The 26,911-nt window shown below is 73.8% G+C and carries 21 protein-coding genes; 13 read left to right on the top strand and 8 right to left on the bottom strand.

Going from position 1 to position 26,911, the window contains the following annotated elements; genetic code table 11:
• Positions 1-181: 181 nt before the first annotated feature.
• On the bottom strand, positions 182-685 hold the full coding sequence (locus ACIP5K_RS27030; RefSeq protein WP_401413537.1) for a GNAT family N-acetyltransferase: 504 nt from the start codon (positions 683-685) through the stop codon (positions 182-184).
• 152 nt (positions 686-837) lie between these two features.
• Between ACIP5K_RS27030 and ACIP5K_RS27035 the strand changes: the two genes are divergently transcribed.
• Positions 838-2,382, top strand: coding sequence for a phytoene desaturase family protein (locus ACIP5K_RS27035; RefSeq protein ID WP_401413539.1), 1,545 nt, complete (start codon positions 838-840; stop codon positions 2,380-2,382).
• A gap of 22 nt (positions 2,383-2,404) precedes the next feature.
• On the opposite strand, the gene ACIP5K_RS27040 is transcribed toward ACIP5K_RS27035, so the two are convergent.
• Positions 2,405-4,201, bottom strand: coding sequence for a serine hydrolase (locus ACIP5K_RS27040; protein ID WP_401413541.1), 1,797 nt, complete (start codon positions 4,199-4,201; stop codon positions 2,405-2,407).
• 167 nt (positions 4,202-4,368) lie between these two features.
• Here ACIP5K_RS27040 and ACIP5K_RS27045 point away from each other — a divergent pair, with 167 nt between their 5' ends.
• The gene (locus tag ACIP5K_RS27045) at positions 4,369-5,469 is read left to right on the top strand and encodes an NAD(P)H-dependent flavin oxidoreductase (protein WP_401413543.1); all 1,101 of its coding nucleotides are present in this window, start codon (positions 4,369-4,371) and stop codon (positions 5,467-5,469) included.
• Between the two features lie 117 nt (positions 5,470-5,586).
• A complete protein-coding gene (locus tag ACIP5K_RS27050) occupies positions 5,587-7,143 on the top strand; it encodes an acyl-CoA synthetase (RefSeq protein ID WP_401413545.1) in 1,557 nt (518 codons plus the stop codon).
• 36 nt (positions 7,144-7,179) lie between these two features.
• On the opposite strand, the gene ACIP5K_RS27055 is transcribed toward ACIP5K_RS27050, so the two are convergent.
• Complete coding sequence (locus tag ACIP5K_RS27055; RefSeq protein WP_401413548.1) at positions 7,180-9,603, bottom strand: penicillin acylase family protein; 2,424 nt, start codon at positions 9,601-9,603, stop codon at positions 7,180-7,182.
• Positions 9,604-9,720: 117 nt separating this feature from the next.
• On the opposite strand from ACIP5K_RS27055, the gene ACIP5K_RS27060 reads away from it, so the two are divergent.
• Both ACIP5K_RS27060 and ACIP5K_RS27065 read left to right on the top strand, forming a co-directional pair.
• The gene (locus ACIP5K_RS27060; protein ID WP_401413550.1) at positions 9,721-11,250 is read left to right on the top strand and encodes an acyl-CoA synthetase; all 1,530 of its coding nucleotides are present in this window, start codon (positions 9,721-9,723) and stop codon (positions 11,248-11,250) included.
• Positions 11,251-11,429: 179 nt separating this feature from the next.
• The gene (locus ACIP5K_RS27065; RefSeq protein WP_401413552.1) at positions 11,430-12,380 is read left to right on the top strand and encodes an alpha/beta hydrolase family esterase; all 951 of its coding nucleotides are present in this window, start codon (positions 11,430-11,432) and stop codon (positions 12,378-12,380) included.
• A 19-nt stretch (positions 12,381-12,399) separates the two neighbouring features.
• Here ACIP5K_RS27065 and paaK read toward each other — a convergent pair whose 3' ends face one another.
• A complete protein-coding gene (paaK, locus tag ACIP5K_RS27070) occupies positions 12,400-13,692 on the bottom strand; it encodes a phenylacetate--CoA ligase PaaK (RefSeq protein ID WP_401413883.1) in 1,293 nt (430 codons plus the stop codon).
• A gap of 270 nt (positions 13,693-13,962) precedes the next feature.
• On the opposite strand from paaK, the gene ACIP5K_RS27075 reads away from it, so the two are divergent.
• A complete protein-coding gene (locus ACIP5K_RS27075; protein WP_401413554.1) occupies positions 13,963-14,496 on the top strand; it encodes a hypothetical protein in 534 nt (177 codons plus the stop codon).
• Between the two features lie 54 nt (positions 14,497-14,550).
• Here the strand turns inward: ACIP5K_RS27075 and ACIP5K_RS27080 are convergent, their stop codons facing one another.
• Complete coding sequence (locus ACIP5K_RS27080) at positions 14,551-15,366, bottom strand: GNAT family N-acetyltransferase (RefSeq protein WP_401413556.1); 816 nt, start codon at positions 15,364-15,366, stop codon at positions 14,551-14,553.
• Between the two features lie 40 nt (positions 15,367-15,406).
• Positions 15,407-17,062, bottom strand: coding sequence for an acyl-CoA synthetase (locus tag ACIP5K_RS27085; RefSeq protein WP_401413559.1), 1,656 nt, complete (start codon positions 17,060-17,062; stop codon positions 15,407-15,409).
• Positions 17,063-17,236: 174 nt separating this feature from the next.
• Between ACIP5K_RS27085 and ACIP5K_RS27090 the strand changes: the two genes are divergently transcribed.
• The 7 genes from ACIP5K_RS27090 to ACIP5K_RS27120 all read left to right on the top strand — a co-directional run bounded on the left by ACIP5K_RS27090 (position 17,237) and on the right by ACIP5K_RS27120 (position 23,271).
• A complete protein-coding gene (locus ACIP5K_RS27090) occupies positions 17,237-18,037 on the top strand; it encodes a crotonase/enoyl-CoA hydratase family protein (protein ID WP_401413561.1) in 801 nt (266 codons plus the stop codon).
• 97 nt (positions 18,038-18,134) lie between these two features.
• Positions 18,135-19,100, top strand: coding sequence for a Zn-ribbon domain-containing OB-fold protein (locus ACIP5K_RS27095; RefSeq protein ID WP_401413563.1), 966 nt, complete (start codon positions 18,135-18,137; stop codon positions 19,098-19,100).
• Positions 19,101-20,171: a thiolase domain-containing protein gene (locus ACIP5K_RS27100; protein ID WP_401413565.1), complete on the top strand. Its 1,071-nt coding sequence runs from the start codon at positions 19,101-19,103 to the stop codon at positions 20,169-20,171. It begins immediately after the preceding gene.
• The gene (locus ACIP5K_RS27105) at positions 20,168-21,337 is read left to right on the top strand and encodes a thiolase domain-containing protein (RefSeq protein ID WP_401413567.1); all 1,170 of its coding nucleotides are present in this window, start codon (positions 20,168-20,170) and stop codon (positions 21,335-21,337) included. Before ACIP5K_RS27100 ends, ACIP5K_RS27105 begins: the two co-directional genes overlap by 4 nt.
• An 84-nt stretch (positions 21,338-21,421) precedes the next feature.
• Entirely contained in the window at positions 21,422-21,664 is a 243-nt protein-coding gene (locus tag ACIP5K_RS27110; RefSeq protein WP_401413569.1) for a DUF397 domain-containing protein, read from the top strand.
• Between the two features lie 148 nt (positions 21,665-21,812).
• Entirely contained in the window at positions 21,813-22,700 is an 888-nt protein-coding gene (locus tag ACIP5K_RS27115; protein WP_401413571.1) for a universal stress protein, read from the top strand.
• Positions 22,701-22,773: 73 nt separating this feature from the next.
• Positions 22,774-23,271, top strand: coding sequence for a hypothetical protein (locus ACIP5K_RS27120; RefSeq protein WP_353940497.1), 498 nt, complete (start codon positions 22,774-22,776; stop codon positions 23,269-23,271).
• A gap of 75 nt (positions 23,272-23,346) precedes the next feature.
• On the opposite strand, the gene ACIP5K_RS27125 is transcribed toward ACIP5K_RS27120, so the two are convergent.
• The gene (locus ACIP5K_RS27125; RefSeq protein WP_401413574.1) at positions 23,347-25,341 is read right to left on the bottom strand and encodes an N-acetylmuramoyl-L-alanine amidase; all 1,995 of its coding nucleotides are present in this window, start codon (positions 25,339-25,341) and stop codon (positions 23,347-23,349) included.
• A 324-nt stretch (positions 25,342-25,665) separates the two neighbouring features.
• Positions 25,666-26,820 (bottom strand): aminoglycoside phosphotransferase family protein, encoded by a 1,155-nt coding sequence (locus ACIP5K_RS27130; RefSeq protein ID WP_401413576.1) that lies wholly within the window; start codon positions 26,818-26,820, stop codon positions 25,666-25,668.
• Positions 26,821-26,911 lie beyond the last annotated feature (91 nt).

The following is a 26,911-nucleotide window of genomic DNA, read 5'->3' on the forward strand; positions in this document are numbered from 1 at the left end:
GGACCCCGCTCACCAGCACAGAAGCGCGCGGGCCACCCGACTGCGACCTGATCCGCCGGACAGGCCCAGGGCCTGTCCGGCGCGGGTGCGGGATGGGCGGCGGGAGGAAGCCCGGTGACGTGTCACCCGGCCCGGTGGCCACGGGCCGGGGCGGCGGCCCTCGGCGCACGGTGGCCGCCGCTCACACGGCGCGCTCCATGCAGACCAGCCGGTCCCGCTCGTCCCACGACTCGGTGACGGTGAAGCCGTGCCGTTCGTACAGGGCGACGGCCCCGGTCCGCCAGTCCCACACCGAGAGCCGGACGGTGTCCGCGCCGTTCTCCCCGGCGTGGGCGAGCGCGGCGCCGAGCAGGGCGGACGCGACGCCCCGGCCGCGGTGCGCGGGGTCGGTCCAGAGCCGCTTGATCTCCGACGCCCCGTCGGCCGCCGAGGTCAGCACCAGACAGCCCACCGTGGTGTCCGCCAGGCGGGCCAGCAGCACGGCATCACCGGCGAACGCGGCCCGCGGGTCGGTGATCTCCGCCCGGTAGCGGTCCGGCAGCGCGTCCACCGAGTCGACCGCTCGCCCCTTCTCGGCCTCGGTCCGCAGGTGGTAGGCCGCCAGCAGGGCGGCCAGGCCGTCGTCCTCGGTCGGAGGGGCCCGGTCCGGCAGGCGCAGGACCACGACCTCGCGGTGATCAGTCATGCCGCCAGGATCACACGCGGGGGAGCGGCCGGCGTGCGCGCCCCGGGGCCCCTCCGGCCGACCGGCCCGGCCGGGGAACGGTGGGTGCGGCGCGGCGCACAGCCGCAGCCCGCTCCCTGGCCGGGCCGGGCGCCCCCGTGCTACCAAGGGCCATGCTCACCCGGACCGACGTCGCCATCGTCGGCGGCGGCCACAACGCCCTGGTCGCCGCCGCCTACCTCTCCCGCGCAGGCCGCACCGTCACCGTCCTCGAACGCCTCGCCGTCACCGGGGGCGCCGCCGTCTCCACGCGCCCCTTCACCGGCCTCGACGCCCGCCTGTCCCGCTACTCCTACCTGGTCAGCCTCCTGCCGAAGAAGATCGTGCGGGACCTCGGCCTCGCCTTCGCCGTCCGTCCCCGCACCGTCTCCTCGTACACCCCCACCGTCCGCGCGGGCCGGCCCACCGGCCTCCTCGTCGGCGGCGGCGACGAACGCACCCGCGCCTCGTTCGCCCGGCTCACCGGCGCCGACCACGAGTACGCGGCGTGGAAGCGCTTCTACGCGACCACCCGGCACGTCGCCGAGCGCGTCTTCCCGACCCTGACCGAACCCCTGCCCACCCGGGAGGAGCTGCGCGCCCGCGTCGCGGACGACGCCGCCTGGCGGCTGCTGTTCGAGGAGCCCATCGGCGTCGGCGTCGAGGAGCACTTCCGCGACGACCTGGTGCGCGGCGTCGTCCTCACCGACGCCCTCATCGGCACCTTCGCCGACGCCCACGACCCCGGCCTCGCCCAGAACCGCTGCTTCCTCTACCACGTCATCGGCAACGGCACGGGCGACTGGGACGTCCCCGTCGGCGGCATGGGCGCGCTCACCGACGCCCTCGCCGCCGCGGCCCGCGCCCACGGCGCCGTCCTGCGCACCGGGCACGAGGTCACCCGGATCGACACCGACGGCCGGCACGCCGAGGTCACCTACCGCACCGGCGACACGGAGGGCACCGTCGCCGCCCGGCACGTCCTCGTGAACGCGTCGCCGGAACACCTCGCGCGGCTGCTCGGCGACACCCCGCCGCCCCCGGCCGAGGGGGCCCAGCTCAAGGTCAACATGCTGCTCGAGCGGCTGCCCCGGCTGAAGGACACCTCCGTCGACCCGCGCGAGGCGTTCGCCGGGACCTTCCATGTCGCCGAGGGCTACGCGCAGTTGGCGACGGCCCACGCCGAGGCGGCGGCCGGGTCGCCGCCGAGCGTCCCGCCGTCCGAGATCTACTGCCACAGCCTGACCGACCCCAGCATCCTCGGACCGGACCTGGCCGCGCGCGGCTTCCAGACCCTCACCCTCTTCGGACTCCACACACCGGCCCGGCTGTTCGCCGCGGACCACGACACCACCCGCGCCGCCCTGCTCGACGCCACGCTCGCCCAGCTCGACACCCATCTCGCCGAACCGCTGGCGGACTGCCTCGCCAAGGACGCCGAAGGGCGCCCCTGCATCGAGGCGAAGACCCCGCTCGACCTGGAACGGGACCTCCGGCTGCCCGGCGGGAACATCTTCCACCGGGAGCTGGCCTTCCCCTACGCCCGGCAGGGCACCGGTCGTTGGGGCGTCGAGACCGCGCACGCCAACGTCCTGCTGTGCGGAGCGGGCGCCGTCCGCGGCGGCGGGGTCAGCGGGATCCCCGGGCACAACGCGGCGATGGCGGTGCTCGGCCGCTGATCCGCCCCGGCCGGCGGCGCGCTCAGTCCCGGGAGGCCGCCCAGCCGACCGCCCCGATCCGCGACGCGTCCGCCCGCCGGGCCTCGTCGAAGGCGACGCGGCGGCCGTCGGTGACCCGGATGCCGTCCACGTAGACCCCGCGGCCGACGTACAGCTGATCCGTCGTGTACCGCCAGCGCACGCGTACGGACGCGGGGCCGAGGCCGCCGAGGGGCGCCTCCAGGCGGTGCCAGGTGCGGCCCGCGTAGCCGTCCGCGGTCCCGGTGGGGTGGGCGTCGGTGCGGTCGGTCGTGAAGGGGAGCGCCCGCCAGGCCGTGCCGCCGTCCGTGGACACCTCCAGGGACAGCACGTCGGAGCGCGGCTCGGTGTCCCACCACAGGGAGCAGGTGAGGCGTGCGGCCGACGAGGTGAGCCGCAGGTCCGGCAGGGTCAGGGTGGCGGACGCGGCGCTCGCCGTGCCGGCGAACCAGGCCGTGCCGCCGTGCGCGGGCCGCACCGGGACCGCCCGCGCCATGTGGGTGCCCGCGGCGACCCGGGGAGCGGAGCCCGAGCGCCAGTTCCGCACCGGGTGCACGGAGTTGCCCAGGACGACGAGGAAGGAGTCGGTCGTCGGGTCCAGGACGATCGAGGTGCCGGTGAAGCCGGTGTGGCCCGCGGTGCGCGGGGTGGCCATCGCCCCCATGTACCAGTGCTGGTAGAGCTCGAAGCCCAGGCCGTGCTCGTCGCCGGGGAACGCCTGGTTGAAGTCGGTGAACATCAGCTCCACCGACCGGGCGGAGAGGATGCGCGCACTGCCGTACACACCGCCGTTGAGCAGCGTGCGGCCCAGCACGGCCAGGTCCCAGGCGGTGGCGAAGACACCGGCGTGGCCCGCGACGCCGCCCAGGCCGTAGGCGTTCTCGTCGTGCACCTCGCCCCACACCAGACCCCGGTCGAGCCCGGACCAGGGCGCGCGGGCGTCCTCGGTCGCCGCGATGTCCGGCTTCCAGTCCGCGGGCGGGTTGTAGCGGGTACGGGTCATGCCCAGCGGGCCGGTGATCCGCTCGCGCAGCAGGACGTCGAGCGTCGATCCGGTGATCTTCTCCAGGACGAGCTGGAGGGAGATCAGGTTCAGGTCGGAATAGAGATAGACGGTGCCCGGCGGGTTGAGCGGCGCCTCATCGAGGACGAGCCGGAGCCGGCCCTCGCGCGTCGGCGCCTTGTACAGCGGGAGCCAGGAGCGGAAACCCGAGGTGTGGGTCAGCAGTTGACGGATCGTCACGTCCTGTTTGCCCGCGGCCGCGAAGTCCGGCAGGTACGAGGCGACCTTCGCCTCCAGGCGCAGCCCCCCGCGCTCGATCTCCTGCACGGCCAGGATCGACGTGAACAGCTTGGAGACCGACGCCAGGTCGAAGACGGTGTCCTGCGTCATGTCGATCTGCTCGGCGGGCGGGAACTCGACGCCGGTGTCGCTGACCTCGTCGTAGTGCCGGTACCGCACCGCCTTGCCGATCGGCTGGTGCAGCGCCACGGTCCCGCCGCGCCCCGCGAGCAGCACCGCCCCCGCGTACCAGGGGTGCCCGGTCCCGCCGGGGGAGGGGTGGGAGGGGGACAGGAACGTCTGCGCGTCGGCGACCAGTTGGCGCAGATGGCCGGCGAGCAGGCCCGCGCGCTCGGGGGAGCCGTGGCGCAGGGTCGGACGCCGTTTCTGCTCGGTGGCCACGGCGGGGCCCGCGGGGAACGGGGCGAGTGTGAGCGCCCCGCCCAGCGCGAGGGCCGCGGCGCCCAGTCCGCGCCGGGTGAATCCGGCCCGCGATCCGTCCTGGTCCCCTGCGCTCATCAACAGCCTCCTGAAAGTATCTTTCGGGATCCATCGCGACGGATGAAACTTTCATGTCAGGTCCGCTCCGTGTCAACCACCCGGGCCCCCTGCCCGCCCCCGAAAGAATCTGACGCTGCATCAGAAAACCTCTTCCGTCGTCCGGTCGGCTGCGGCATCCTGCGCGCATGCAGACGGAGCTGAGCAACAGACTGGGGATCGAGCACGCCGTCTTCGGGTTCACGCCGTTTCCCGCGGTGGCCGCCGCCATCAGCAGAGCCGGCGGCCTCGGCGTCCTCGGCGCGGTCCGCTACACGGCGCCCGACGAACTCCGACGCGACCTCGACTGGCTGCACGAGCACGCCGACGGCAGGCCCTACGGACTCGACGTCGTCATGCCCGCCAAGAAGGTGGAGGGCGTGACCGAGGCCGAGGTCGAGGCGATGATCCCCGAGGGCCACCGGCAGTTCGTCGCGGACACCCTCGCCAAGTACGGCGTGCCGGAACTCGCCGCGGGGGAGGCGTCCGGCTGGCGGATCACCGGCTGGATGGAGCAGGTCGCGCGGCACCAGCTCGACGTCGCCTTCGACTACCCGGTCAGGCTCCTCGCCAATGCCCTCGGCTCGCCCCCGGCCGACGTCGTCGCCCGCGCCCACGAGCACGACGTCCTCGTCGCCGCGCTCGCGGGCAGCGCCCGGCACGCCCGCAAGCACGCGGAGGGCGGCATCGACATCGTCGTCGCCCAGGGCTACGAGGCCGGCGGGCACACCGGCGAGATCGCCTCCATGGTGCTCACCCCGGAGGCCGTCGAGGCCGTCGCCCCGCTGCCCGTCCTCGCCGCGGGCGGCATCGGCAGCGGGCAGCAGATCGCCGCCGCGCTGGCGCTCGGCGCGCAGGGGGTGTGGCTCGGGTCGGTGTGGCTCACCACCACCGAGGCCGACCTGCACTCCCCGGCCGTCACCCGCAAGCTCCTCGCCGCCGGATCCGGCGACACCGTGCGGTCGCGGGCCCTCACGGGGAAGCCCGCGCGGCAGCTGCGCACCGAGTGGACCGACGCCTGGGACGACCCGGCCGGACCCGGCACCCTGCCGATGCCCTTGCAGGGGCTGCTCGTCGCCGACGCGGTCTCCCGCATCCAGAAGTACGAGGTGGAACCGCTGCTGGGGACGCCCGTCGGCCAGATCGTGGGGCGGATGAACACCGAGCGCAGCGTGCAGGCCGTCTTCGACGAACTGACCCGCGACTTCGAGAAGGCCATCGACAGGATCAACCGGATCGCGGGGCGGTAGCCCGTACCGGGCGCGGCCGACGCGAGCACGCCCCCCGAGACCTACAGCACCTACAGCACCTCCAGCACGTCCAGCACGTCCAGCACGTCCAGAACCTCCAGAAGGGACGCCCACCCCATGCCCGACAAGACCCCCCCGAACGGCTTCTGGGCCCAGGCCGCGGCGGACCCGGACCGGATCGCGCTCGTCGCCCCGGACGGCGAGGAGTGGACGGCCGCCCGGCTCCACGCGGCCGCCAACCGGATGGTGGCGGGCCTGCGCGCGGCCGGCCTGGAACGCGGGGACGCCTTCGCCGTCGTCCTCCCCAACGGCGTCGAGTTCTTCACCGCCCACCTGGCGGCCTCCCAGGCCGGCTTCTACCTCGTGCCGGTCAACCACCACCTCGTCGGCCCGGAGATCGCCTGGATCGTCTCCGACTCCGGCGCCAAGGTCCTGATCGCCCACGAACGCTTCGCCGACCAGGCCCGGGCCGCCGCCGACGAGGCCGGGCTCCCCGCCACCCACCGCTACGCCGTGGGGACCGTCGACACCTTCCGCCCGTACGCCGAACTCCTCGACGGCCAGGACGACGCGCCGCCCGCCGACCGCACCCTCGGCTGGGTCATGAACTACACCTCCGGCACGACGGGCCGCCCCCGCGGCATCCGCCGCCCGCTGCCCGGCAAGCTCCCCGAGGAGACCTACCTCGGCGGCTTCCTCGGCATCTTCGGCATCAAGCCCTTCGACGACAACGTCCACCTGGTCTGCTCGCCGCTCTACCACACGGCCGTGCTCCAGTTCGCCGGCGCCGCCCTGCACATCGGCCACCGGCTGGTCCTGATGGACCGGTGGGCGCCCGAGGAGATGCTCCGCGTCATCGACACCCACCGGTGCACCCACACCCACATGGTGCCGACCCAGTTCCACCGCCTGCTCGCGCTGCCGCGGGAGACCAGGGACCGCTACGACGTGAGCAGCATGCGGCACGCGATCCACGGCGCCGCGCCCTGCCCCGACCACGTCAAACGCGCCATGATCGACTGGTGGGGGACGTGCGTCGAGGAGTACTACGCGGCCAGTGAGGGCGGCGGTGCCTTCGCGACCGCCGAGGACTGGCTGAAGAAGCCGGGTACGGTCGGAAAGGCCTGGCCCATCAGCGAACTGGCGGTCTTCGACGACGACGGCAACCGGCTGCCGGCCGGTGAACTCGGCACCGTGTACCTCAAGATGAGCACCGGCGGATTCTCGTACCACAAGGACGAGAACAAGACGCGGAAGAACCGCATCGGCGACTTCTTCACTGTCGGCGACCTCGGCGTGCTCGACGAGGACGGCTACCTCTTCCTGCGCGACCGCAAGATCGACATGATCATCTCGGGCGGGGTCAACATCTACCCCGCCGAGATCGAGTCCGCGCTGCTGACCCACCCGGCCGTCGCCGACGCGGCCGCCTTCGGGATCCCGCACGACGACTGGGGCGAGGAGGTCAAGGCCGTCGTCGAGGTCGCCGAGGGCCGCACCGCGGGGGACGCGCTCGCCGCCGAGATCCTCGCGCACTGCGCGACCCGGCTCGCCGGGTACAAGCGGCCCAAGAGCCTCGACTTCATCGGGGCGATGCCGCGCGACCCCAACGGCAAGCTGTACAAGCGGCGGCTGCGCGACCCGTACTGGGAGGGGCGGACCCGGACCGTGTGACCCGGCCGCCGCCCCTCCCGCCGCGGGTGCGCGGGATCAGCCGCGCACCCGGACCACCCGCAGCGCGGGCGAGGACCGGACGTCCTCGGCGCAGAAGCGCTCCGTGACCCACTTCCCCCGGGAGAAGAGCCGGGTCTGGTCGCTGGAGTGCGCCGAGTCCGGGTCCGACGACTGGGAGTACGTGAGCAGGGTGCGCGCCACCGGGCAGCGGCCGCCGTCCCAGCCGACGGCCTGGATGTAGCTGGAGCCGTGCACGACCTCCGTGTAGCCGCCCCGCGCGGCGTCCCAGACCGGCTCGACCTTGTTCCAGACGCCGAGCCCCTCCGTGCCGCCGTGCACCGGGATGCGCTGCCCGGCCCGCACCACGAACTGGTGGTCGCCCAGCCGCGCGTCCAACGGGATCCCCGCGGACCGCAGTTCGGCCACGGTGTCGGCCAGGGCCGTGGCGAACTCCGGTGCCCGCGTGTCGAGGGTGCGCGGCGTGCGCACCGGGTCGGCCGCCGAGAACGGCACCTGCCACAGCCGCGCCGCCGGGACCGCCGCCGTCAGCCGGCGCCAGAACCGGTCGAAGAGCAGCGCGCCCCGGCTGCCGGTGCGCAGGGTGCGGTCCCAGCCCCTCAGGACTCCGCACGCCGCCGACACGTCGACGGTCGTCCCGGTGCTGCCCGTCGCCGTGCCGCCCGGCAGCGCGGCGCACGCCCGCGCCGCGTCCGCCGCCGCGAGGTCCCCGGCCGGGGCCCGGTCCGCGAACTGCTGCCGCTGGAGGTCGGCGACCTCCAGGCGCCCCCTCCCGGCCATCGCCGCCACGTCCTCGACCGCGCCGCGGGTGCGCATCGAGCGCGGGGTGCCGACCGTGCCGAAGACCCGCTCGTATCCGGTCAGCGGCCGGTCGGCGTTGGCCAGCCAGGCGCTGTCGTTGGAGTTCTCCGCGTACGGCGCGTCCTTCAGCACCGGCATCCGGGCCGGGCCGAAGACCCCCGGCTGCACCGCGTCCGCGTCGCGGCCGAGCGCGCAGTCGCCGCGCGAGCCGTCCAGGACCGCGACGCCCGAGGCGGGGTAGGTGGCCCGGCCCAGCGCGGTCGAGCAGCGCGCCGCCAGCTCGTCCGTGATCCGCGGCAGCACCTGCGACTGGGTGAAGAGCGAGTGCCCCGCCGCGTCGGCGGCGATCGTGTTCACCCACGGAAGGCCCTGGGTGCGGCGCAGGGAGCGCAGCACGTCGTCCGTCGAGCGCGCCTTGCCGAACCCGAGCGCCGTGTCGGAGGCCCGCAGGTTGACCGCGTTCGGATCGTTCAGCGCGTACGCCGTCGTGGCCGTCCAGGGCAGCGGCAGGGTCGCGCCGAGCGAGGTGACGACCGGCCCGTACCGCGTCCACCACTGGGTCCGCGTCACGTCGGGGCCGCCCCGCACGGGCACGGTCACGGTCCGCCGGGTCATCTTCCGCGGGCTGCCGTCCACCAGGTACGTGGTCGGGTCCGCGGGGTCGAGGGAGAGCTGGTGCAGATTCAGGGTGACGCCGGTCGCGACGGTGTGGCTCCACGCCACCCGCGCGTTGTGGCCGATCGAGATGGTCGTCGTGCCGAGCAGCGAGCCGCCCATGACGTCCAGTTCACCGGGGATCGTCTGCTGTGACTGCCAGAAGCGGCGGCCGCCCTGCCAGGGGTAGTGCGGATTGCCGAGCAGCAGCCCGCGCCCGTTCGCCGTCACCTTCCCGCTGAAGGCGACCGCGTTGGACCCCATGTCGGTGTCCTCCTGGTCGAACAGCGCCGCCGCCGCGCGGGCGAACCGCTCCCGGTCCGTGCGCGTCGGCGCGGGCGTGCCCGGCGCCGTGGCGGACGGCGGCCGCGCGGCCGTGATCCCGTCGACCGCCCGGCCCTGCCCGCCGAGCACCGAGATCGCGAACCCGCGGGTGGCGACGTCGAGCGCGGTCACCGGCCGCACCCAGCCCGCGCCCCTGCACGCGGGGTCGGTGACGCGGTGCTGTCTCAGCCACGCGTTGTACCCCGCCGCCCAGCCGCGCATCCCGTCCCGCACGTCCCGGCCGGGGCCGGCCGGCGCGGGCGTGGCGAGCAGCTTCTCCACCGTCCGGGACCGCCGCACGCCCTGGAAGTACAGGTCGCTGGAGAGGTTCCCGGCCGCCGAGGACAGCGAGCCGTCCGGCGCCGCGTCCGCGCCGAACCAGCGCGAACGCTCGCCGCGCAGCGTCACGAACCCGTCGGCGAGCGTGCACACCTGGTCGGCGGCCTGCGCCCAGCCGGTGCCGAAGCCCAGGTTCGTGTAGTCCGCGGCCTCGATGTGCGGGATGCCGTACTCGGTGTAGCGGATGGTGGCGGACAGGCCGTCGCCGCGCGGGCGCTCCGGCCGGTCGGCGGCCGCCGACGGCAGCGCGAGAACCGCCATGAGAACGGTCGACAGGGCCGTGCCGACCGCCGCGAGGCGCCGTCGTCCCGGGCGGATACGCATCGTGGTCCCAACTGTCGTGCGGGCAGGGGCGGTTGAGCGTACCAGCCGGTATGCGGCCGGTCGGGGCGCCGTCGCACGCGTCTTGACCTGGCGTCGGTCACCCCGCAGGATCACGCCATGACGAGTCCCTCCAGGGCACCGAGGACACCGGCCGCGACGGCGGCGGTCAGCACCGTCGACGGAGTGCTGCGGCGCAGCGCCCGCCGCACCCCGGCGCGCGTCGCGCTGCGCTACGGGCCGCGCTCATGGACGTACGCGGAACTCGACGACGCCGTCTCCCGCGCCGCCGGGGTCCTGCGCGGCCTCGGACTCGTCCCCGGCGACCGGGTCGGCGCCTACGGGCACAACTCCGACGCGTACCTGATCGGCTTCCTCGCCTGCTCCCGGGCCGGCCTCGTGCACGTCCCCGTCAACCAGAACCTCACCGGCGACGACCTCGCCTACATCGTCCGCCAGTCGGGCAGCGCCCTGGTGCTCACCGAGCCCGACCTCGCCGGACGCCTCCCCGACGGGGTGCGCACGCTGCTGCTGCGCGACGCCGCGGACTCGCTGCTCGACCGGCTGCCCGCGGCCGCACCGTACGACGGCGACGCGCCGGACGCCGACGCGCTCGTGCAGCTGCTCTACACGTCGGGGACGACGGCCCTGCCCAAGGGCGCGATGATGTCCCACCGCGCCCTGGTCCACGAGTACGTGAGCGCGATCCACGCCCTGCACCTCACGGAGACCGACCGCCCGGTGCACTCGCTGCCGCTCTACCACTCGGCGCAGATGCACGTCTTCCTGCTGCCCTACCTCGCGGTCGGCGCCACCAGCACCCTCCTCGACGGGCCCGCCGCCGACCGGATCCTCGACCTGGTCGAGGCGGGCGAGGCCGACAGTCTGTTCGCACCGCCGACCGTGTGGATCGGCCTGTCCCAGCACCCGGACTTCGACGCCCGCGACCTGAGCGGCCTGCGCAAGGCGTACTACGGCGCGTCGATCATGCCGGTGCCGGTCCTGGAGCGGCTGCGCGCCCGGCTGCCCGGACTCGCCTTCTACAACTGCTTCGGGCAGAGCGAGATCGGCCCGCTCGCCTGCGTCCTCGGCCCCGACGAGCACGACGGCCGGCTGGACTCCTGCGGGCGGCCGGTGCTCTTCGTCGAGGCGAAGGTCGTCGACGAGGACGGCGCCGACGTGCCCGACGGCACGCCCGGCGAGGTCGTCTACCGCTCCCCGCAGCTCTGCGACGGCTACTGGGACAAACCGCGCGAGAGCGACGAGGCCTTCCGCGACGGCTGGTTCCGCTCCGGCGACCTCGCCGTGCGCGACCCCGAGGGCTACTTCACGGTCGTCGACCGGGTGAAGGACGTCATCAACTCCGGCGGCGTCCTGGTCGCCTCCCGCCAGGTGGAGGACGCCCTGTACACCCACCCGGCCGTCGCGGAGGCCGCCGTCGTCGGCCTGCCCGACGCGCGCTGGATCGAGGCCGTGACCGCCGTCGTGGTCCGTTCGGCGGAGGTGACCGAGGCCGAACTCCTCGCGCACACACGGCGGGAGCTGGCCTCCTTCAAGGCGCCCAAGCGGATCGTGTTCGTCGACGGACTCCCGCGCAACGCGAGCGGCAAGATCCTCAAGCGGGAGCTGCGCGACCGCCTCACCGACTGACCCGGCACCGGGCCGACGGCCTCGGAGGCGACGGCGCGACCGGCCGCGGGGCTCCCGCGTTGTGTTCATTGAGTTCCCCGTTCAGGGCGTATTGCCGGGCCCCGCGCGGGCGTTAGTGTCCCCGCCGTCGGCCGGGCCGCGGACGGACCGCGACCGCCGCGCCGCCCGAAGGGAACCCCATGAGCCCGTCGCACCGCACCCGCCTGGCCGCCTCCGTCGTCGGGGCCCTGCTCGCCGCCTCGGCCCTGACCCCGGGACCGGCGGCCGCCGCCGCACCACCGCACCGGGCCGCCGGATCGGCCGGCTGCGGCACACCGGCCGGCCTCACCCCGGGCGCCTCCACCGCGCGCTCCCTGACCGTCGACGGCGCGCGGCGCGACTACCTGGTCCACCTCCCCGCCTCCTACGACCCGGACCGGCCGACCCCGCTCGTGCTGTCCTTCCACGGGCACGGCCGCACCTCCGGCTACCAGGAGCGCCTCACCGGCATGAACGCGCTCGACGCCGTCGTCGTCTATCCGCAGGGCGTCACCGGCACCGACGGCAGGAGCGCCTGGGAGGGCGCGCCCTACTCGGCGGACGTCGACGACATCGCGTTCACGAAGGCGCTGATCGGCCGCGCCGAGAAGGAGCTGTGCGTGAACACCCGCCGCGTCTTCGTCTCCGGCAAGTCCAACGGCGGCGGGTTCGCGGCCGTCGTCGCCTGCCGCCTCGCCGACCGGGTCGCCGCGGCCGCCGTCGTCTCCGGCGCCTTCTATCCGCAGGGCGGCTCCTGCGCCCCGCGCCGGCCCGTGCCCGTCCTCGACTTCCACGGGCAGGCCGACACGACCATCCCGTACGACGGCGACCCGGCCAAGGGACTGCCCGCGCTGCCCGACTGGCTGGCCGGCTGGGCCGGGCGCGACGGGTGCGCGGCGCGCCCGCGCGAGACCCGGGTCCGGGCCGACGTCGTGCTCCGGCGCTGGCGGTCCTGCGACGGCGGCTCCGCGCTGGAGCACTACCGGATCACGGACGGCGGACACGTCTGGCCCTCGACGACGCCGAACGAGGACTCCGCGACGCCGGCCACCATCGACGCGACCCCCCTCATCCGGGACTTCTTCGCCCGCCACCCGCTGCCGAAGAGCTGAGGCCCGCCCCCCGGCCGCCCTATCCCTCCCGCCGCAGGTCCACGATCCGCTTGATCTTCCCCACCGACCGCTCCAGGGACTCGGGCGCGACGATCTCGACGCCGACCGTCACCCCGACCGCGTCCTTCATCCCCGCCACGATCGAGCGGGCCGCTGCGGCCCGCTCGTCCGGCGTGGCATCCGGGCGGGCCTCCGCCCGTACCGTCAGCGCGTCCATCCGGCCCTCCCGGGTCAGCCGCAACTGGAAGTGCGGCGCGACCCCGGGCGTGCGCAGCACGATCTCCTCCACCTGGGTGGGGAACAGGTTCACCCCGCGCAGGATCACCATGTCGTCGCTGCGGCCGGTGATCTTCTCCATCCGCCGGAACGCCGGCCGCGCCGTCCCCGGCAGCAGGCGTGTCAGGTCCCGGGTGCGGTAGCGGATCACGGGCATGGCCTGCTTGGTGAGCGAGGTGAAGACCAGTTCGCCCGGCTCGCCGTCCGGCAGCACCGCACCCGTGACGGGGTCGACGACCTCGGGATAGAAGTGGTCCTCCCAGATGTGCAGGCCGTCCTTGGTCTCCACGCACTCCTGCGCCACCCCGGGCCCGACCACCTCCGACAGGCCGTAGATGTCGACGGCGTCGATCGCGCACCGCTCCTCGATCTCCCGCCGCATCTCCTCGGTCCACGGCTCGGCCCCGAAGATGCCGACCTCCAGGGACGTCGTCCGCGGGTCCACGCCCTGCCGCTCGAACTCGTCGAGGAGCGTCAGCATGTACGAGGGCGTCACCATGATGATCTCGGGCCGCAGGTCCTGGATCAGCCGCACCTGACGGGCCGTCATGCCACCGGAGGCGGGGATCACGGTGCAGCCGAGCCGTTCCGCGCCGTAGTGCGCGCCGAGCCCGCCGGTGAACAGGCCGTATCCGTACGCCACGTGCACCTTGTGGCCGGGCCGGCCGCCCGCCGCGCGGATCGCCCGCGCCACCATGTCCGCCCACATCGACAGGTCCGCCTCGGTGTACCCGACGACGGTGGGCGTCCCCGTCGTCCCGCTCGACGCGTGCAGCCGCCGCAGCTCCGCCTGGTCGACGGCGAACATCCCGAACGGATAGTTGTCCCGCAGGTCGGCCTTGGCCGTGAGCGGGAACCGGCTCAGATCGGCGAGCGTGCGGCAGTCCTCGGGGCGCACCCCGGCCTTGTCGAACGCCTCCCGGTAGAACGGCACCCGCTCGTACACCCGGGCGAGCGTCGCGCGCAGCCGCGCCAGCTGCAACTCCCGCAGCTCCGGCACGCCCAGCCGCTCGCCCGCGTCCCACCAGTCCGCCATGGATGCCTGTGTCGCCATCGACCGCACTCCCGAACTCCCGACCGATCATTCGGTTGACCTGTTGCCCGTCAGTTATTCAAGGCGGGGCGCCCGGCGTCAAGAGACAGGACGCGCGGGATCGGCGCGGATCCGCCCGGCGAACCGAGGGGGCTCAAGGTCTGGACGGGGGATCGGGCGGCCTGGATACTCGCGCAGACGTGCGCGGGCGCACGGCGTCGCCGCGCACCGGCGCCGCGGGGCGGGCGTGGTCTTCCGGACGGGGGCGGGACGATGGTGCGGCGGGTGGCGGGGGCGGTGCTGGGCGCGGCCGTCGGCGGGGTGCTGCTGTCGGGGTGCACGCCGGCCCAGTATCCGATGGTCGCGGGCTGGCTCGACGACCGCGGGACCCCCATGGTGGTGGCCAGCCCCTGTGACGGCGACCGGGTCGAGGACATGGATCTGAGCGGCAGCGACCCGAGCGTGCCCCTCACGACGGAGGGCGCGCGGCGGCCCCGTGCGGACACCCGGACCACCGTCACCGCGTGGTCCGCCACGGCCGGCCCCGGTCGGGCCGGTGCCTTCGAGTTCCCTCTGTTCGACCCGCCGTCGGCGTGGCACGTGTCGAAGGTGGGCGACCAGCGTCTGAAGCCGGCCTTCGAGTACTACGTGCTGTTCAAGGGCGGGCGGAGCGTGTTCGGCAGCTACAACGGGATCGGCGGGTTCTCCACCGAGGACCTCCGGGGGCTGGAGCCCGGACAGGTCTGGTCCGACGGCCGGGCCATGACGCGCCAGGAGTTCGACGACAGGGTCGCCGACGCCTGCTGACCCGAGCCGGTGCCGGTGCCCGTCCGGGCACCGGCCGGTCTCCCTCAGCGCCGCTCAGCGCCCTCGCGGTGCCGTCGGGTCCTGCTCGGCCGTGTCCATCGGCAGCGTGTACGGGGTGGTCGTCCCCAGCACCTCGAACCCGAGCCGCTCCAGGATCGGGCGGCTGTACTCCGTCGCGTCGACCTGCAGGTACGGGTAGCCCCGCTCGGCCGCGATGCGCGCCCGGTAGGCGACCACGGCCCGGTAGATCCCGCGCCCGCGCCACTCGGGGACGGTGCCGCCGCCCCACAGGCCGGCGAAGTCCGTGCCCGGGTTCAGTTCGAGGCGGGCGGCGCTGACCGGCTCGTCGCCGTGCAGCGCGAGCACGGCGGGCACGGTGTCCGGATCGTCCGCGAGCTGCCGGCGGATCTGCTGCGCGATGTGGGACGACTCGTGGTCGAAGGCCCGCGCGTGGACGGCCTCGACGAGCGCGATGTGCGCCTCCCCGGTGACCGGCACGAGCCGGATGCCCTCGGGCGGCGCGGTGTCCAGCGGCAGCGCGGCCGTCTCGGCGACCAGCAGCGTCTCCCGCTCCTCGGCGACGAACCCGGCGGCCGTCAGCCGCGCGCCCAGGTCGGCCGGCCGGTCGTGCGCGTACGTCTTCCACTCCACCTCGCCGCCCAGCTCCCGGAAGAGCCGCACCTGCGCGGCGATGGCGGCGTCCGCCGTCTCATCGTCGAGGTCCGACCAGAGCACGCCGTGCCAGCCGCCGGGCGGGCCGACGTGCCGGAGGACCCCGCCGACCCGCTCGACCCGCGCCCCTTCCTCGTACGGCTGCGTCCCGAGGCGTATCTGCCGGTCGTACAGGGCCAGCACCTTTTCACGATCCATCCGGTCACTTCAGCACCGCACCCGTGGGGCGGCAACCGGATTACGGCGCGTCCGGCCGCCGGGCGGATCCGGCGGCACCGGCGGCCGAGTCCGCGGCCACACCGCGCGCCCACCGGTAGTCCGCCTTGCCGCTGGGGGAGCGCTGGATGGTGTCGGTCAGCACCAGCTGGCGCGGAATCTTGTACCCGGCCAGCTGGGTGCGACAGTGCGTCTGGACCGCGTCCAGGTCCAGCTCGGGCGCTCCGTCGCGGAGCTGGACGACCGCCGCCACGTGATTGCCCCACGTCGGGTCGGGGACGCCGGCGACCAGCGCGTCGTAGATGTCCGGATGGGACTTGAGCGCCTGCTCCACCTCCTCGGGGTAGACCTTCTCGCCACCGGTGTTGATGCACTGCGAACCGCGGCCGAGGACCGTGACGATCCCCTCGGCGTCGACCGTCGCCATGTCGCCGAGCAGCACCCAGCGCTCGTCCCCGGTCCGGAAGAACGTCTCGGCGGTCTTCTCGGGGTCGTTGTAGTAGCCGAGCGGGACGTGCCCGCGCTGGGCGAGCCGGCCGATCTCGCCGACCGCCACCGGGGCGTACGTCGCCGGGTCCACCACCTGCGTACGGGCGTTGACGCGCAGCCGGAACCCCTGTCCGGCGCCCGAACCGTCGGTCGCGGTGCCGTTGAAACCGGACTCGGACGAGCCGAAGTTGTTGAGCAGCATCGCGTTCGGCACCAGCGCCTGGAACTGGGCGCGCACCGTGTCCGACATGATCGCGCCGGACGACGAGACGCTGAACAGCGCCGAGCAGTCGGTGCCCTTCAGCGGCCCGTCGAGCGCGTCGACGAGCGGGCGCAGCATCGCGTCGCCCACCAGGGACACGCTCGTCACCCGCTCCTTCTCGATCGTGCGCAGCACCTCCTCCGGCACGAACTTGCGGTGGATGACGACGCGCTGCCCGAAGTTGAAGCCGATGAAGGCGGTCAGCGTGGACGTGCCGTGCATCAGCGGGGGAGTGGGGAAGAAGGTGATGCCGTCACCGCCCGCCGCGACCCGCTCGGCCAGCTCCTGCGGCCGGGCCACCGGCTCGCCGGTCGGCGCGCCGCCGCCCAGCCCGGCGAAGAACAGGTCCTCCTGACGCCACATCACGCCCTTGGGCATGCCGGTCGTGCCGCCGGTGTAGATGATGAACTGGTCGTCCGCCGAGCGCGCCGGGAAGCCGCGCTCCGGGGACCCCGCGTCCTGCGCCCGCGCGAACCCGACGGCGTCGAGCGGCGGGGCCTGCGCGGGCGGGGTGCCCACGCGCACCAGGTGCCGCAGCTTCTCGGTGCGGGGCAGCGCGGCGGCCACCCGCTCGGTGAACTCCGCGTCGAAGACCAGCGCCGCCAGATCGGCGTCGCGGTAGAGGTACACCAACTCCTCTTCGACGTAGCGGTAGTTGACGTTGACGGGTACCACCCGCGCCTTGAGGCAGCCGAGGACCGTCTGCACGTACTCGACGCCGTTGTAGAGGTGCAGGCCCAGGTGCTCGCCCGGCCGGATGCCGCTGTCGATCAGGTGGTGGGCGATGCGGTTGGCCGCCGCGTCCAGCTCCGCGTAGGTCAGCCGGCGCTCCGCGCCCGTGCCCGGGTGGTCGACGTAGACGAGCGCCTCGCGGTCCGGGACCACGTCGACGACCGACTCGAACAGGTCGGCAAGGTTGTACTCCACCGCTCCTCCTGACCGTGGCCGCATCTCGTGTGGCCGTCATCAGAGCAGACGGGGATGTAAGGCGGAAGGGTCCCCGCACAAGAAATCTGACTGTCTGTCAGAAAACTCTTGAACTGGTCGGTCCCCTCCTGCAACCTGTTCCAGGTCCGAGCTCCGGCCGACTGGAGGACCCCCATGGGTGGGACCGAACATCTCGACGTGCGGCGCGAAGGCGCGACGCTCGTCCTCACGCTCAACCGGCCCGAGGCCAAGAACGCGTTGTCCCTGCCGATGCTCGTGGGCCTCTACGACGGCTGGCTGGAGGCCGACGCCGACGACACCGTCCGCTCGGTGGTGCTCACCGGCGCGGGCGGCTCGTTCTGCGCCGGGATGGACCTCAAGGCCCTCGCGGGGAACGGCATGGCGGGGGAGAACCACCGCGAGCGCCTCAAGGCCGACCCCGACCTGCACTGGAAGGCGATGCTGCGGCACCACCGGCCGCGCAAGCCGGTGATCGCCGCCGTCGAGGGGTACTGCGTGGCGGGCGGCACCGAGATCCTCCAGGGCACCGACATCAGGGTCGCCGGCGCGTCCGCCACGTTCGGCCTCTTCGAGGTCAGGCGCGGACTGTTCCCGATCGGGGGCTCGACGGTGCGGCTGCCGCGGCAGGTGGCCCGCACCCACGCCCTGGAGATGCTCCTCACCGGGCGCGCGTACCCGGCGTCCGAGGCCGCCGCGATCGGGCTCGTCGGACGGGTCGTGCCCGACGGCACCGCGCTGGACGCCGCGCTCGGCATCGCCGAACAGATCAACGCGTGCGGGCCGCTCGCGGTGGAGGCCGTCAAGGCGTCCGTGTACGAGACCGCCGAGCTGACCGAATCCGACGGCCTCGCCGCCGAACTCAAGCGCGGCTGGCCGGTCTTCGACACCGCCGACGCGAAGGAGGGCGCGAAGGCGTTCGCCGAGAAGCGCGCGCCGCGCTTCCGCCGCCGATGACGCTCCGCCGCCGGACACCGGCCACGACGGGACCGGCACCCGGCGGACGCGACCGCACCACCCCCGAGCACGCCGCCCGCACCGCAGAGGAGCCCCGATGACAACCGCGCCCCCACCGGAGACACTCCGCGCACCCCTGGTCGTGGAGTTCCCCTTCACCCGCTCCCTCGGCCCCGTCCAGAGCGCCTTCCTCACCGGACTGCGCCACCGCACCGTCCTCGGCGTCCGCACCACCGACGGCAGGACCCTCGTGCCCCCCGTCGAGTACGACCCGGTCACCGCCGACGAACTGCGCGACCTGGTCGAGGTCGCCGGCACCGGCACCGTCACCACCTGGGCCTGGAACCCCGAACCCCGCCGGGGCCAGCCCCTCGACACCCCGTTCGCCTGGGTCCTGGTCACCCTCGACGGCGCCGACACCGCACTGCTGCACGCCCTCGACGCCCCGGGACCGGACGCCGTGCACACCGGCATGCGGGTCCGCGTCCGCTGGGCCGCCGACCGCACCGGCGCCATCACCGACATCGCCTGCTTCGAACCGCACGACGGACCGCGCGACCCGGCCCCGCCCACCCCGCACCCCGGCACCTTCGGCGAGGCGCCGGTCACCGGCATCGTCGCCGAGGCCCGCCTCGACTACACCTACAGCCCGGGCGGCGCCCAGAGCCGCTACATCACCGCCCTCGCCGACCACCGCACCGTCGGCGAACGCTGCCCCTCCTGCCACAAGGTGTACGTCCCGCCCCGCGGCGCCTGCCCCACCTGCGGCGTCGCCACCACCGACCAGGTCGAGGTCGGCCCGGCCGGCACCGTCACCACGTACTGCATCGTCAACGTCAAGGCGAAGAACCTCGACATCGAACTGCCCTACGTCTACGCGCACATCGCGCTCGACGGCGCCGACCTGGCCCTGCACGGCCGCATCGCCGGCATCCCCTACGACCAGGTCCGCATGGGCCTGCGCGTCGAACCCGTCTGGAGCGAGGGCGGGCGCTTCCCGGACCACTACCGGCCGACCGGCGAACCCGACGCCGACTACGACACGTACAAGGAGCTGATCTAGATGCGGCCGCCGATCCGGGACATCGCCGTCGTCGCCTTCGCCCAGAGCGACCACCTGCGCACCACCGACGAGATGTCGGAGGTGGAGATGCTGATGCCCGTCCTGCACCAGGTGCTCGCCGCGACCGGCCTGAAGACCGCCGACATCGGCTTCACCTGCTCCGGGTCCTCCGACTACCTCGCGGGCCGCGCCTTCTCCTTCACCATGGCGCTCGACGGCGTCGGCGCCTGGCCGCCGATCTCCGAGTCGCACGTGGAGATGGACGGCGCGTGGGCGCTGTACGAGGCGTGGACGAAACTGCTGACCGGCGAGGCCGACACCGCGCTCGTCTACGCGTACGGGAAGTCGTCGCCCGGCAGCGTCCGCGACGTGCTCACCCGCCAGCTCGACCCCTACTACGTGGCCCCGCTGTGGCCCGACGCCGTCGCCCTCGCCGCACTCCAGGCACAGGCGCTCATCGACCGCGGGGCGACCGACGAGGGCGCCCTCGCCGGCGTCGCCGCCCGCAGCCGCACGGCCGCCGCGGACAACCCGCACGCCCAGCTGCGCGGCCCCGATGTCCCGCAGGGCGACTACGTCGTCCAGCCGCTGCGCACCGGCGACTGCCCGCCGATCGGCGACGGGGCCGCCGCCGTCGTCCTCGCCGCCGGGGACCGGGCCCGCGACCTGTGCGAACGGCCCGCCTGGATCCGCGGCATCGACCACCGCATCGAGGCCCACGGCCTCGGCGTGCGCGACCTCACCGACTCGCCCTCCACCCGGCTCGCCGCCGAGCACGCCGGCGTCTTCGAACGGCCCGTCGACACCGCCGAACTGCACGCCCCCTTCACCGCGCAGGAGGTCGTCCTCAGGAAGGCCCTGCGGCTCGGCGACGACGTCACCGTCAACCCGTCCGGCGGCGCGCTCGCCGCCAACCCCATGATGGCCGCCGGACTCATCCGCATCGGCGAGGCCGCCGCCCGCATCCACCGCGGCACGTCCCGCCGCGCACTCGCCCACGCCACCTCCGGGCCCTGCCTCCAGCAGAACCTCGTCGCCGTGCTCGAAGCCGCCGAAGGAGAGAACCGATGACCAACAAGGAACCGGTGGCGGTCGTCGGCATCGGCCAGACCAAGCACGTCGCCGCCCGCCGCGACGTCTCCCTCGCCGGGCTCGTCCGCGAGGCCGCCCGACGCGCGCTCGCCGACGCCGAGTTGACCTGGGCCGACATCGACGCCGTCGTCATCGGCAAGGCGCCCGACTTCTTCGAGGGCGTCATGATGCCGGAGCTGTACCTCGCCGACGCCCTCGGCGCCGTCGGCAAACCCATGCTCCGCGTGCACACCGCCGGCTCCGTCGGCGGCTCCACGGCCCTCGTCGCCTCGAACCTCATCGCGGGCCGCGTCCACGGCACCGTCCTCACCCTCGCCTTCGAAAAACAGTCGGAGTCCAACGCGATGTGGGGGCTGTCCCTGCCCGTCCCGTTCCAGCAGCCGCTGCTCGCCGGGGCCGGCGGCTTCTTCGCCCCGCACGTGCGGGCCTACATGCGGCGCACCGGCGCACCCGACCACGTCGGCTCGCTCGTCGCCTACAAGGACCGCCGCAACGCCCTGAAGAATCCGTACGCCCATCTCCACGAGCACGACATCACCCTGGAGAAGGTCCAGGCCTCACCCATGCTGTGGGACCCCGTCCGCTACTCCGAGACCTGCCCGTCGTCCGACGGCGCCTGCGCGATGGTCCTCACCGACCGGGCGGGCGCCGCCCGCTCCCCGCGGCCCCCCGCCTGGATGCTCGGCGGGGCCATGCGCAGCGAACCGACGCTCTTCGCGGGCAAGGACTTCGTCTCGCCGCAGGCCGGGAAGGACTGCGCCGCCGACGTGTACCGGCAGGCCGGGATCGCCGATCCGCGCCGGGAGATCGACGCCGTCGAGATGTACGTGCCCTTCTCCTGGTACGAGCCGATGTGGCTGGAGAACCTGGGGTTCGCCGCGGAGGGCGAGGGCTGGAAGCTCACCGAATCGGGCGTCACGGAACTCGACGGGGACCTCCCCGTCAACATGTCGGGCGGTGTTCTCTCCACGAATCCGATCGGCGCCTCCGGAATGATCCGGTTCGCCGAGGCCGCCCTCCAGGTCCGGGGACAGGCGGGAGAACACCAGGTGGAAGGGGCGCGCAAGGTGCTCGGCCACGCCTACGGGGGCGGCTCGCAGTTCTTCTCCATGTGGCTCGTCGGCTCCGAGCCGCCCACCCGCTGACCTTCGGCCCCTTTCGTGGCCTGTGCGCGGCACCGGCCGATCGCTAGGCTGACGCACGGACGACGAACCGGGAGGAGCACGGACGTGGCCGAGAGCACCATCGACCAGCACCCGCTCGCAGGATGGGAGAAGCCGGACCTGGATCTGAGCAAGGCGGACTGGCGCTCCAGCAGCAAGGGGCTGGGCGATGTCCAGATCGCCTTCATCGAGGGCTTCATCGCGATGCGCAACAGCGGCAGCCCGCAGAGCCCGTCGCTGATCTTCACTCCCGCCGAGTGGGGCCAGTTCGTGCTCGGTGCCCGCGAGGGCGAGTTCGATCTGACGTAGGAGCCGCCCCTGCCGCCCGGGCACCCCCGACAGGTGACTTTCGGCCCTGTCCTGTGACTCCCGTGTACGCGATCATGGTCACGAGAAGACAGGAACAGCCGGTCAACGAGGGCACGGCCAGCGTGCCCGGTGTCGGAGGCAGTGAGCCATGAGCACGCCCGAGTCGCAGAACCTTCCCGTCGTCGTCGCGGTCGACGGGTCCGACGACAGCCGCGCGGCCCTGGAGTGGGCGCTCGCCGAAGCGACCCGGCGCGGCGCCGGTGTGCGCGTCGTGCACGTCCGGCAGTACGCGCCCGTCCTCCAGCCCGCCGTCCTGGTGGCCGGGCCGGAGGAGCCGGCCGACGACCCCGTCGTCGACGAGGTGCGCAAGGAACTCGCGGGGCGGCCGGGACTGCCGGCCGTCGAGTACGTCTGCCTGGAGGGCGTCCCGGCCGCGGTCCTGCCGGCCCTGGGCGGCGAGGCCCAGCTCCTCGTGCTCGGCTCGCGCGGCCGGGGCGGCTTCGCCAGCCTGCTGCTCGGTTCGAACGGCGTGGCCGTCGCCCGCGACGCCGCCTGCCCGGTCGTGGTGGTGCGCGCCCAGGAGGCGACGGCGCGGCGCGTCGTCGTCGGCCTCCAGCCGGACGACCCCGACGGGACGACACTCGCCTTCGCGCTCGACCACGCGGCCCGGGTGGGCGCGCCGGTCCGCGTCGTCGCCGCGTACGCCTGGCCGGTGCTCGCCTGGACCGCGTACGGCGACTTCGCCCTGACCGGCCAGGAGCAGGAGGCCGTGGAGAAGGAGACCCTCGCACTGGCCCGGCGGGCCCTCGCCCCGCTCCTGGAGTCCCACCCCGAGGTCGAGGTCGAGGTCCTGGTGACCCCGGGCGACGCCGCGGGCCGACTCGTCGAGAGCTCCGAGGACGCCGCCCTCGTCGTCGTCGGCCGCCACCGGCGGCGCCTCACCCGCCCCGCCCCGATGCTCGGCTCCGTGACGCACGCCGTACTGCTGCACGCCGAGAGCCCCGTCGCCGTGGTCCCGCCCGCACCCCAGGACTGAGCCCGCCCGCCGCCGCCCGCGGCGCCCGGGCCCCGAAGGGGGAGAAGGCGCCCGGGCGACGTACCATGGCCGCATGTCCTTCCTCCGCCGCCGAGCAGCGACCCCCGCGGGCCCCGACTTCGACGTCCTGGCCATGGACCCGGGCGACTGGCCGGGCAACCTCGGCGCGGGCCTGCTGCCCGCCCCCGACGGAACGTGCCAGGGCGTGTTCCTGCGCTACGACCTGTTCGGCGGCCGCGGCCCCGCGATGGTGATCGGGAACCTGCCGGAGGGCTCCCCGGCCCGCGAGGTCGCCGAGGGCGAGATCCCCTTCGAGGTCGCCCAGCTGCTCATCGCGCTGGAGAACGACGAGGAGGTCACGGTCACCGACGTCGAGGACGTCCCGGTGATGCAGGGCGACAACCTCCTCATCGTGCGCCGCCTCAAGCTCTCCGAGACGCGGATCTCCTGCGTCCAGTTCGACCGCAGCGACGGCGTCCTGGTGACCATCGCGTCCTGGGACCGCCCCATCACCGACGACCTGTACGCGCTGCTCAAGCCGCTGCCCGCCGAGCTGTTCCAGCAGGGCTGAGCCCCACCCGCGACCGACGGGGGCCCGGGACCGCGCACGCGGACCCGGGCCCCACCTGTCAGCCGCACACGGCCGCTACGACCCCGTGGACGGCACCACCCGCACGTCGGCCGCCCGCACGTACGCGACACGGTGACCGAACTGGATCTCGTAATACACGTCCTTGCCCCTGACCACCCGGTGCGTCGACGTGTCGAAGGTCGGGGAGTAGAAGTACTCGCCCGTCGTCCGCCCGCCGACCACATAGCGCTGGCCCGCGAGGAGCGTGTACGACAGCGGGGAGACCGCCTGCGGGGTCATCCCCGCCGGATAGGCCTCCTTCTCCGGATAGGCCCGCCCGTACACCGGCACCGACTGCGCGCCCGCCTTCGGCTCGACCACGAGCCCCTTGGCGTTCACGGCCGTCGGCTGCTTCCGCGGGTTCTCGAACCAGGCCTTCTGGCCCAGGTACCAGATCGCCGTCCAGTCGCCCTCGCGCCCGGCGACCGCGTACTGCTGGCCCGTCGACACCCGCGACGCCACGTCGTTCACGTCGATCGTGGAGTCCTGGCCACCCGGACGCAGCCCGATGTCCTTGACCAGCGGGGCGTCCGTACTCGGCGCCGTGTACAGCCGCACCGCGCTCGAACCGTGCGCCGCGCACGGCCGGCCCGCCGCCTCGCAGCCCGTGAACACCGGCTTGTTCCGCCCGAAGCGCGGGTCGATCGTGACGACCCCGCCGCCCCGGCCCGCCGTCGGGTGGAACGGCCTGCCCATCAGCTGGAAGTAGTGCGCCCAGTCCCAGTACGGGCCCGGGTCCGTGTGCATCGACGGAATGGTGGACGTCGTCGGACCCGGCACCGTGTCATGGCCGAGAATGTGCTGCCGGTCCAGCGGAATGTCGTACTTCTTCGCCAGATAGGAGACCAGCCGCGCCGACGCGCGGTACATCTCCTCCGTGTACCAGGAGTCGGGCTGCGCCAGGAAGCCCTCGTGCTCCAGGCCGATCGACTTCGCGTTCACGTACCAGTTGCCCGCGTGCCAGCCGACGTCCTTCGCCTTGATCGACTGGACGATGTGGCCGTCCGTCGAACGCAGCGAGTAGTGCCACGCCAGATACGTCGGGTCCTGCACCAGCTTGAGCGTCTCCTCCCACGTCGCCTCCGTGTCGTGGATGACGATGTAGTCGATGCTCTGGTCGTGCGGCCGGTCCGCCAGGTCGTGGTTGCCGTAGTCGCCGTCGCCGAACTCCTCGTACGGCGCCGGGATCCACTCGCACGACACCGTCCGCGGGCACTCGGTGTCGGAGGCGCTCGTCCTCTTCAGGCCCATCGCCCTCAACTGCGCGGCCTGCGGCTGCGCCGCCCGGTCGGGTGCCAGGGCCACCCGCTGACCTGCGTCCGTCGTGCGCTGCTCGCCGTCGCGGATCACCGCGAAGACGTCGTTGGCGTAGGTGGCCGCCGTCGCCGCGTCGTCCGCGCCGGCGAACGTGCCGACAGCGCCGTACCAGTCCGCGGGATCGGAGCTGAGCGGCTTGCCGAGGCGCTTCTGCGCGGCGGCGAGCAGGGCCGCGCCACCGCGCACGTTCGCCGCCGGGTCGGTGCGCAGGTCCGCGGCCGGGATGCCGGACAGGTCGGCCGCCCGCACCAGCGTCTTGAGCCGGGCCGGGAGCTGGGACAGGGTGGGCACCGTCCGCGCCGCCGGGGGGGCCGCCGCGAGCGGACCCCGCGCGGCGTCGCCGCGCGCGTCGCCCTCCGCGTGGTCGTGCGCCACCGTGCGCGCGAGGGCGGTCCGCGCGTCCGTCAGGTGCATCGGGCCGTAGCCGCCGCTGACACTGGGCGCGCCGTCGTGCGCGTCCCACCGCGACTGGAGGTAGGACACGCCCAGGAGCACGCTCTGCGGTACGTGGTACTCGCTCGCGGCGGCCGCGAACGCGTGCTGGAGCTCGGCCGACGGCGCCGCCGCGTCCTGCGGCGGGGCCGCGCCGAGGAGGGGGAGGAGCAGGGCGCCGGTCGCGAGGGTGCCCGCGGCCCGGACTCGTGTGCTGCCGCCGGGGCCTCTGCCGGTGCGGGAGCGGGGGGATCGTTGCAACGGTGCCTCCAGGGACCAGCGAATCTCGGGATGGTGCGCGGTGCGCGTGCGGGGCCGATCGTGGTCAGTGGTATCGGCTCACCGACGATCCGTCAATGATCGGACGGGCCACGGAGATTCGCGGGAAGTCCCATGTCAGCACGGCTGTGCGGGGGTTTTCCGGCGCGGTGGTGCGGCCGCCTGCGACGCGTCAGTGGTGTGGACCAATGTGCGGCAACGCGGGCCGGTCGGCGAGGAGTTGGGCACGCGGCCGCGCGCCCGGACACGAAGAAGATCCGCGGTACGCCGTCCTCCACCCCGGCGTACCACGGATCTTCGTCTCGGTCAGCGCGTGCCGACGGCCGCGCGCACCGCCTTGCGCGCCATGTTGCAGTCGTCGTGCAGACGGCGCAGCAACAGCCGCTGCTCCTCGCCGGTCGGTACGGCACCGGACGGGACGGCACCGGACGGCGCCGTGGCCGCCGGGACCTGCTCATGCAGCGACCGCTGCACCACCGACTCGTAGGTACGGATCTCGCGGGTCAGGACGAGCATCAGATTGACCAGGAACGCGTCGCGGGAGGCCGGACCGCCGGACTGCGCGAGCTGGCTGATCTGGCGGCGGGCCACCGGCGCGTCGCCGAGCACCGCCCACAGGGTCGCCAGGTCGTACCCCGGCAGGTACCAGCCCGCGTGCTCCCAGTCCACGAGCACCGGACCGGCCGGGGAGAGCAGGATGTTCGACAGCAGCGCGTCGCCGTGACAGAACTGGCCCATCGAACCGCGGCCCGAGGCGTGCGCGATGCCGTGCAGCAGCTTCTGGAGATCACCCATGTCACGGTCGGTCAGCAGACCCAGATCGTGGAACCGGTTGATCCGCTCCGCGTAGTCCAGCGGCGCGCCGAAGGTGCCCGCCGGGGGCCGCCACTGGTTGAGCCGGCAGACGGCGCCGAGCGCCGCCCTGATGTCCGCCCGGGGCGGCGCCTCGGCCGGGTGCCGTTGCAGGGCGGCCACCCGGCCGGGCATCCGCTCGATCACCAGCGTCCCGTTGTCCGGGTCGGCGGCGATCAGCCGCGGCACCCTCACGGGCGGCCGGTGCCGGACGAACGAGCGGTAGGCGGCTATTTCGTGTTGGACCCGCTCCTCCCACACGGGGGAGTGGTCGAGTAAGCATTTCGCGACGGCCGTGCTGCGCCCGGTCGTGCCGACGACGAGCACGGACCGCTGACTGCGGCGCAGCACCTGGACCGGATGGAACTCCGGGCAGATCCGGTGCACCGCGGCGATCGCCGTGCGCAGCTGGGCGCCCTGAGGGCCGGACAAGTCGAGTCTCCCGCTGAGCGGTTGCGTGCCGAGCCCCGGCAGGCGCCGGGTCCTGCCGGCGCCACCGAGCGCTGTGGACCCCGAACGGGCGGGGTCGAGATACGGGCCGCCGGCCACCTGGCGGGCGGAGCGCAGCGGCCGGGGCGGGGCGGACACGGAGGACGATGCTGCGTACATAGGAGATACAGATCCCTTCGTGTGCCGATCAGTTGCTGCGCCTCCCGGCCCGGCCGAGTTCGGTAACACCCTGGGGAATGCCCTGCGGCGA

It is taken from the genome of Streptomyces sp. NPDC088785, assembly GCF_044750685.1.
GTDB lineage: Bacteria > Actinomycetota > Actinomycetes > Streptomycetales > Streptomycetaceae > Streptomyces.